Below are 9158 nucleotides of genomic sequence, written 5' to 3' on the forward strand. Positions count from 1 at the left end.
GTCCCTAATCCCCAGTCACCAATCACTATTCTTCAAAACTAGGAGTGCGTAAATCTTCCACTAAAGCTTGAATATCTTCAGGAGGTGGGGGAGTAAAACGGGAAACTATCAAGGTGACAATAAAATTAATGACCATTCCTAAAGTGCCGATCCCTTCAGCAGAAACGCCAAAAAACCAAGGTGTCATTCCGGCAAATTTCACCCCAATAATATAGATGATTGTGAAAATTAAACCACTCAACATTCCCGCGATCGCACCTTGAGAATTTGTCCGTTTATCAAAAATTCCTAACACTATCACCGGGAAAAAACTAGCAGCAGCTAAACCAAAAGCAAACGCCACTACTTGAGACACAAAACCGGGAGGGTTAACACCAAAATATCCTGCTAAAATTAAGGAAAAACCAACAACAACTCGCCCCACAAATACCCGTTTTTCTTCTGAAGCTGTTTCATCAAAAATACGATAATAAAGATCATGGGCGACAGAACTGGAAATCACCAATAATAAACCGGAAGCCGTGGATAATGCAGCAGCTAAACCACCCGCAGCTACTAAAGCTATAACCCAAGCTGGAAGTTTAGCAACTTCAGGAGTTGAAAGGACAATAATATCATTGTCAATGGTAATTTCATTAGTTGCTTTATTCGGTGTTAACTGCAATTTTCCATCTTGGTTTTTATCTTCAAACGTCAACAGTTTAGTTTTTTCCCACTTATTTACCCAGTCTAATTTTCTCACTTCCTCAATTTTTTGATCATTAAAAGTCTGGATCAAATTGTACCTGGCAAACATGGATAAAGCGGGGGCAGTGGTGTATAGAATCGCAATAAATAATAAAGCCCAACCTGCGGAAAATCTCGCCGCCCGCACATTAGGAACAGTGTAAAAACGGACAATAATATGGGGTAACCCAGCAGTTCCTACCATCAAAGCAATGGCGATGAATAGGACATCTAACATGGTTTTATTAGCAAAAGGTTGGGTATATTCCTTAAAACCTAAAGCCACCTGAAGTTGATTTAAATTATTAGCAACATCACTAAAAGTAAATGCTAATTGGGGAAAAGGATTTCCTGTAAGTTTATTTGCAATAGCAATGGCAGGAATTAAATAAGCTAAAATCAAAATGCAATATTGGGCAACTTGTGTCCAAGTAATACCTTTCATTCCTCCCAAAACTGCAAAAAAACCAACGATCACAATACCGATCATGACACCAGTATTGATATCAACTTGCAAAAAGCGACTAAATACAATTCCTACCCCGCGCATTTGTCCGGCAACATAGGTTAAAGAAACGAAAATTGCCGCCACAACTGCAACTAAACGAGCGAGATTTGATTTATAGCGATCGCCTACAAAATCTGGTACTGTATATTTACCAAACTTCCGCAAATATGGGGCTAATAATAAAGCTAATAAAACATAGCCACCAGTCCAACCCATCAAATAAATTGAACCATCATAACCCAGGGAAGAAATTAATCCAGCCATCGAAATAAACGAAGCCGCAGACATCCAATCTGCTGCGGTTGCTGCACCATTAGCAATAGAAGGAATACCCTGTCCAGCTACAAAAAAATCCTTGGTATTTTCTACTCTTGACTGCCAACCAATGTAAATGTAAAGAACAAAAGAAAGTCCTACTAAAATAATCGTCCAAAGTTCAACTGACACCGTTTATCCTCGCTTTGTTTTATTTTTTGATATTATATTTTCGGTCTAATTTATCCATTTGGAAAGCGTAGGTAAAAATCAAAACTACAAAAATCAAAATTGATCCTTGTTGTGCCATCCAAAAACCAAAAGGAACACCAAAAAACTTGATTGTGTTTAATGGTTGAACTAATAAAATGCTGAAAACTATGGAAGCTAAAGCCCAAATAATTAACAGATTTCTGATTAAAGCAGTGTTAGCACGCCAATAAGCACGGCGTTGTTCTTCATCCATTGTTGTTATCCTGGTTGAATCATAGATAATTTCAATAGCCGTTATTATCTAACCAGAATCCAATTTTTCATGTTAATTTTTTTTAATTTTTGTAAATTATCTTTTGTAAATAAACTTCCGCAAAGTTGATTAACCATACTATGTACATATAGGAATCTGATTTGATATCTGAAATTATCTATGTAGGCAGGCAAGAGGCAAAAGGGTTTTAGAGAATTTAGGTGTACGGAGTTTTTTTCAAAAATCAAATATTATTCCTATAGTAAAATACAATTATTTCTAAATTTTTATTTCATCCTACATTCCGCAGAAGCGTAGAGCAAGTCCTAAGTTGACAATTTCATAGACAAAACTATACTTGTATTGACAAAAATCAATATATTTTTAGGAAAAAATCAACTACTTGATATATAATACGGTGATATCAAGTATTGAATTGAGACTATTGCCGACGCGAAAACCAAGCAATGATGGTGGTAGTCTTTTTCAGAAACTTAATTGGAACACAATCGCGTCTGGCTAAGGCGTGAAAGTCTACTGAGGGATAACTGCTCCCATGCTCCCGTTGAAGTAGAAAGTAAAGTCTAGTTTTGTCTAGGTTTTATATAGCAGTTAAAAAATAATTATCCCCAAAAGCCTTTATTGCCTTTATGGCTTTGCAAGAAGCAGCAATGATGGGTCAAATAAAACAGGAGTCAAGAGAATCAAGAAAGCAGTTTAGCTTAAAGCAGACCGAATCACAAATTTCTGTGTCATAAACTTACTAGCGAGGACGTTCATTATTATCATCAAAGTCTTCCTCTTCATCTTCAAAAAAACCCCAATCATCATCACTTTGATCAGTATTTGGGGGTTGATAAGGAGGGATAATTACTCGGTAATCAGCATCATAAATTGATTCGGTTTTTCCTACACCAGTATTTTTCGGTGATTGAGAACTGTAGGAGTAAACAGAATCAGACTGAGATACATTTTTCCGAGCTTGCTGATTTGGGTAGGGTTTCGGGCTTGGTGTCTCGGCTGGTTCTGCAAAATCCCAATCATCAGCTTGATTAGGATCTGTTTCCCAATCATCAAATTCATTACTGGTAGTGTAATCGGTTTCTGTAACTGGCCTGCGTGGGCTACTGGGAGGTGGTATAGTTTCTTCCCTGGGATTTGTCTTAACACGCGGTGCTGTTCTCGTTGACCTAGATGAAGATGCTTTTTCAGTAAAATAAGTAGTAAATTTAAACAAGGTGGTAATTAAAAAAGATGTTACACCACCAGCAGCAATGCTAAATAAAATCCATAAAGCCAGTGGTAATGGTTGAGTTCGCATCCCCAAAAATACTAAGGGGAGGGCAGGAGAAAAATTTTGAACTAACAATAGTGTTAGTCCCCCCAGCACCACTACCAACAAAATTACACGAATTCCAGCCATTTTTGTTATTAGTTATTAGTCATTAGTCATTAGTCATTAGTCATTTTTATCCAATCACCAGTCCCCAATCACCAGTCCCCAGCGATGCACTGAGCTTGTCGAAGTGTCCCCAGTCCCCTTAAATATGACCTTCCCAGCGTTGAATGGGAATACAATCAATATCTAGTTGATCTAAAGCACGGGCTACGACAAAATCAACTAAATCTTCAACTGTTTGGGGGTTGTGATACCAGGCGGGAATGGCGGGAACAACTCTCACTCCTGTTTCTGCTAAGGTGGTTAAGTTCCGCAGGTGAATCAGGCTAAAAGGCGTTTCTCTGGGAACAATCACCAGTTTACGCCCTTCTTTGATCTGTACATCTGCTGCCCGTTCTAGTAAGTCTGAACTTAAACCCACTGCTAGTTTAGCTACTGTACTCATGCTACAGGGGATAATGATCATCCCCAAAGTTTTGAACGAACCACTAGCAATACCAGCACCAACATCACTCCAAGGATGACAGCGTAGTTGACCAGATAGGGTTACTCCGGCTTGAGTTCGCCAAAATTTCTCTTGTGCTTGGGGATCTGCTGGCATTCGGATATTTTGCTCTGCTTGCCAAACCATGTAAGTTGATTTAGATGCAACCAGTTCAATTTTATACTCAGCTTCTAAAAGAAATTTAAGAGCGCGAATGGCGTAAATCAGGCCGGATGCACCTGATACGCCTAAAATAAGTGGTTTACTGTTATTGGACACGAAAATACCCAGAAAATTTACCTAAGAAGAATTTAGGAGTCAGGAGTCAGAATGAATTCTGTGCAACTGGTGGATGAATCGGGGTTTAAAGCCCCCAGATTTATCCGTGAAGAAAAGAAAAAATTTTTGCGAGGTGTTACCCCTGACTATGCCTACGGCACGTCTACGACGAACAGGCATGGGGTATTCTGACCGCTGAATTCTGACTTCTCTTTATTCATCTTCACTATAGGGATCTAAATCAAAAGATTTGATGTGATTTGGTAAGTAAATATCTGTGCCATCTTCATTAGCAACACTTACTCCTGAACCTTTGACCATACTATCAGCGCCAACTGTGACTAAATCAATTTGTTGACGGTAGTAGTCTACACTTTTGACTTGTACGGAGACGCGATCGCCTAATCTATAGGAAGCGCGATTTTTCCGCCCAAATAGTGCTTGTTGTCTAGCCCGATATTCATACCAATCATCTTTTAGTGAACTAACGTGTACTAATCCTTCTACCCGCAAAGGTGTACTCAGTTGAGAGCCGATTTCTGACTCTGTAGCTGGGACTTCGATTTCTACAAAGAAACCGTAGGATTGAACGCCTGTAATTACACCGGGAAAAACTTGACCGATGCGCTGTTTCATCAGTTGGGCCTTTTGTAGTCCAGCTAAATCGGCTTCAGCTTCTTGAACTTCTTTTTCTCGGTCATTAATCTGGACAAGGACTCTATTTAAATCGCTTTGTAGTTCTTGTTGTAGTTCTGGTGGGAGAACGTTCCAGTTAATTTCCAAATGAGAAGAAGAGTGACGCAGGTTAACACGCTCTTTAACACGGGTGTTGCGGCGATCGCGCCCATATTCCAATAAGGCATGATATACCCTTTGCATGAGTAAATCTGGGTAACGCCGCAAGGGTGAGCTGATGTGAAGATACTGTGGCAGTGCTAAACCAAAGTGAGATCCTTTGGTGGTGCTGTACATAGCAGGTTTGAGAGTATCTTGCAACAGGTAGGTAAGAACTTGCTCAGATGGTGATTCAGCGAAAATACTGGTTAATTGCTGATAATCTAGGGGTTGAATTTCCAATTCTGGATCAAGTGTTAATTCCACACCTAAATTAATTGCCAGTTTCAGCATTTCCTGGACATCTTCAGGATCAGGTGTACCTTGAACTCGCCAAATAGCAGGAACTCCCAAGGCGCTGAGTTGATCTGCCATTAGTTCATTTACCATCAGTACAAACTCTGTGATGAGCGATCGCACTGGTGAGTCATGAGGTACTACCGCCCCCATATTACCTTCATCATGATAAGGATTTTGGCTAGGTGGTAGATTCAACTGCAAGCTACCGCGAGATAAGCGAGCTTGTTTGACTGTTGTCGCCAAAGTTGCCAAATCACGTAATATCTCTGTACTTTCAACAGATGCTTTTGTTGATTCACCATTGAGTATTGCTTCCCCTTGCTCTTTGCTTACAGCCATATCAACATTAATCACACTCGGTTGAATTTCCCACTCAATCACTTCTCCCAGTTGGGGATCAATGGTGATGACAAAGGAGAGTGCGAGGCGATCGCTGTCCGGTATCAATGAACAACGTTCCCCTACCGCATCAGGTAACATCGGCAAAATTAAATCTCCGAGATACACTGATCTGCCCCGCTTGAGTGCTTCTCTATCTAATATCTCGTCAGCCTGAATAAAGTGAGATAAATCAGTAATATGAACAATTAACCGCCAGGGTTGACTGGGGTTTTTCTCTAAGCTAAAAGCATTTTCTACTACTCTATCGTCACCGTTTACCCCTTCTATCGTCAGAGTAAACAAATCCCGTAAATCTACGCGATCTTTTAAATCTGCTTTCAGCAGCTTTTTAGGTAATTTCGCGGCTGCATCCAAGACATTTTCTGTAAAAGTCCGAGATAAATCGTGTTTGCACGTTACCAAGTCTATATCAGCAGCGGCTTCAGCATCGCTACCCAGAATTTGTACCACCCGCCCCAGGGGTGGATATTGAGCTAAGGGATAACGCAAGACTTCCACATGAGCTAAGTGGTCGATAGCTGCTTCTAAGTTAATGCCATTGGTGAGCAGTTTCAATTCAAACAGCAAACGATCATCCAAAGGTACAGCACGGAAACCCCCTTCTACTTGCTTAATCCGTGCTAGTAAAGTGTGATTAGAACGCTCCAGAATCAACTTTACCTCACCTTCAGGAGAACGGCGACGACTACCTTCTTTTAGAACTCTCACCAAAACGCGATCGCCATTCCAGGCATTACTGAGATGGCTTTCCCGGATATAAATATCCTCCGAGCCTTCCACATCCTGAATTGCAAAACAAAACCCCTTACTAGAACAGCGGAGTTTTGCTTCAATCAGCCCCTCTTCTGATACACGACGATACTTACCCCGATCTTTGACTAACAGTCCAATTTTTTCCAGCACCTCCAAAGCAATGTGAAGTTTTTCCAAACTATCTTCATCTTCACAACCCAGTTTTTTTTCCAAAACCTTACGAGCTACCAATTTATCATCAGTAAAATTGGCAAGAAGTGTAGCGATTGAAAATTCCATGCAGTGAACCGACCTTTGGTCAAAACATCATTTTTCGTTTAATCTGGTTCTTCCGCTTTACTAAACTTACTCAAATCTACCTAAAGACTTGCAGTTAGCTTCCTGCTTTACTTAAGAGTGACGGCACTTACTTAATCCACAGGCTTTTGGTTTGGACAAAGCTTGCCCTACCTTAGAATTTTAGGATTTTCCGGCTTGGTTATCGCCTAAAAAGTATTTTAGATGAACTAATTTACCTTTTTCAAAACCTTGTTTACTTAAATTTGAGCAAATTTAAGTATATTTAGGTAAAATTTTGAGTTCAGTTGTTAGCTCTGTATCTCCTCACAGCCAACAGACACTTGTTGCCAACGAATTACCCTAGAGTGGTCTCTCGTAGATAAGACAAGGCAGCACAAGTTCCTTTCAGAGCGAGGCTCTGCTCGGAATTCTCACTGCACGACCAGAATTCACTTGGGTTCAACCTTCTTCACCTAACCAATCTTACACAGCACTCCTGATACTCGATTTCCACCTGATAATTACGCAATGGAATTTTGAGAGATTTGGTTTAGAGAACTCTTCAATTTCCACTAGCTGATACAAAAGGCAAGTAACAGATGTTTGATTGTCTAGATTTCAACAGGTACTACCATGAGAATCTGGGTTTTAACTAGGAGACACAGCCGATTAACCTAATTTTCCCCTCTGTAGAATCGGTAACAATCAGGTAAGCAACTGAACAAGCAATGAGGGCGAACCTTATCTTTATTATTGTAGATTTAGAGCGCACTTCCAGAAAATACTTCTAGATATCTAGTTGGGTGATTAGTATAGCATTGAAAGGAAGACACCTGATTCAGTCAGCAGTAACTAAAATTTTCTGCGAATTACGCACAAATTAGCTGCTGCTACAATCTTGACTGATGATCATAGCGCAAAAAGTCGTAGGGGCGAAGCATTCGGAAAATAACCTGTGATCAAAATTAATAATTGTTCGCCCGAATGCTTCGCCCTGACAGGAAAATAACCTGTGATCAAAATTAATAATTGTTCGCCCGAATGCTTCGCCCTGACAGGAAAATAACCTGTGATCAAAATTAATAATTGTTCGCCCGAATGCTTTGCCCTGACAGGAAAATAACCTGTGATCAAAATTGATAATTGTTCGCCCGAATGCTTTGCCCTGACAGGAAAATAACCTGTGATCAAAATTGATAATTGTTCGCCCGAATGCTTTGCCCTGACAGGAAAATAACCTGTGATCAAAATTGATAATTTATCGCCCGAATGCTTTGCCCTGACAGGAGGCAGGAGGCAGAAGTTCAAGAAGTCAGGCGTATGGCTTCGCTATCAGGACGTATTACCAAGTAGTTAAATAGGGCTTGCTGAATAAACTCAAAACCTTGATAAATCAAGGGTTTCAGGTGGAAAATCAGGAAATCAGTGCAGGATTTTTCAGGGGTATACTCCTAAAAGCGTGCATTTTCCGGGTGAAATTTCAAAGAATTGGTTACTAACAGATCACCCAAACTCTTGCCTATTCCCTATTCCCTGCCTTAACGAAGAGACTTTTTGAGCAAACCCTAAATATCTATATAAAATCAAACAAATCTACAAAATACAAATAAAGTAAAACAGATTGAGATAGGTGGAAATATGATGTTGGCTCAGTTCCAGAGATTGTATCCTAACGGAAGTATTATTTCTGAATTAGTAGAGATTTTTCAAGGTAAATATATCGTCCGAGTCAGTCTACAAATTGAAGGTGTCACCCGTGCCACTGCTATGGCGGGGGCAGACACTGTGGAAGCTGCAGAAGACCAAGCTAGAAATCGGGCGCTGATGGTTTTGGGAATCACAAATACAACCAGGGAAAATGCTGCTGTTTCTGTTTCCCCAGAACCTGTTTCCCCTGTAACCGTGAATCCTTCCCCAAAAACTACCACAGTTTTCCATGAATCTGTCCCTAGCACTGGTGATGTTGTTAGTAGTCCATCGTCACTGGCCAACAACAATAAAAACCATACCTACAACCAAACTTTAGATCAAACTTTAGATCAAATAGATCAAAGTTTTTCTGAAACTACTCCCACAGAAGAAAAAATTGATACTTCAGCGCCTAACCTGAATCTAGTATCTAATCCCGAACCTGAACTTCAACCTTTACCAGAAATTCCTCCTAGTAATGTCACCCCATTTACTCCACGTAGTTATTCTTCTGTTGAAGATACTGGTTTGCGCTTAGGGATAGGCAAAACCAAGAGAAAAAGCGAACCAGTTAATTTATCTGATGTCATTGCCCAAACCGATGTCCAAATAGAACGCTTGGGCTGGACTAAAGAACAGGGAAGAGAACATCTCAAGAAAACCTACAGTAAACTGGGGCGTTCTTTACTGAGTGAGGAAGAGTTACTCGATTTTCTCAACTACCTCAAAGCTCAACCTGATCCTATAGCTGGATTTTAAAAGGAGGGGACTGGGGACTGGGGAC

Annotated in this window: 7 protein-coding genes; 1 reads left to right on the forward strand and 6 read right to left on the reverse strand. The window is 40.3% G+C overall.

What is annotated here, in order from left to right; genetic code table 11:
• Positions 1 to 25: 25 nt before the first annotated feature.
• The 6 genes from H5968_RS19950 to H5968_RS19975 form a co-directional block, all read right to left on the reverse strand.
• Positions 26 to 1681, reverse strand: a complete 1656-nt coding sequence (locus H5968_RS19950) for a sodium:solute symporter family protein (RefSeq protein WP_187041351.1) — start codon at positions 1679 to 1681, stop codon at positions 26 to 28.
• Positions 1682 to 1700: 19 nt separating this feature from the next.
• Positions 1701 to 1955 (reverse strand): DUF4212 domain-containing protein, encoded by a 255-nt coding sequence (locus H5968_RS19955; protein ID WP_187041352.1) that lies wholly within the window; start codon positions 1953 to 1955, stop codon positions 1701 to 1703.
• Between the two features lie 763 nt (positions 1956 to 2718).
• Entirely contained in the window at positions 2719 to 3378 is a 660-nt protein-coding gene (locus H5968_RS19960; RefSeq protein ID WP_187041353.1) for a LapA family protein, read from the reverse strand.
• Positions 3379 to 3496: 118 nt separating this feature from the next.
• Positions 3497 to 4117 (reverse strand): flavin prenyltransferase UbiX, encoded by a 621-nt coding sequence (locus tag H5968_RS19965; protein ID WP_187041354.1) that lies wholly within the window; start codon positions 4115 to 4117, stop codon positions 3497 to 3499.
• 213 nt (positions 4118 to 4330) lie between these two features.
• Positions 4331 to 6685, reverse strand: coding sequence for a ribonuclease R family protein (locus H5968_RS19970; protein ID WP_187041355.1), 2355 nt, complete (start codon positions 6683 to 6685; stop codon positions 4331 to 4333).
• 909 nt (positions 6686 to 7594) lie between these two features.
• Entirely contained in the window at positions 7595 to 7993 is a 399-nt protein-coding gene (locus tag H5968_RS19975) for a hypothetical protein (protein WP_187041356.1), read from the reverse strand.
• Positions 7994 to 8326: 333 nt separating this feature from the next.
• Here H5968_RS19975 and H5968_RS19980 point away from each other — a divergent pair, with 333 nt between their 5' ends.
• Entirely contained in the window at positions 8327 to 9133 is an 807-nt protein-coding gene (locus tag H5968_RS19980) for a hypothetical protein (protein ID WP_187041357.1), read from the forward strand.
• Positions 9134 to 9158: the final 25 nt, after the last annotated feature.

The sequence above is a fragment of the Sphaerospermopsis sp. LEGE 00249 genome, assembly GCF_014299995.1.
In the GTDB taxonomy this organism is placed as follows: Bacteria; Cyanobacteriota; Cyanobacteriia; order Cyanobacteriales; family Nostocaceae; genus Sphaerospermopsis; species Sphaerospermopsis kisseleviana.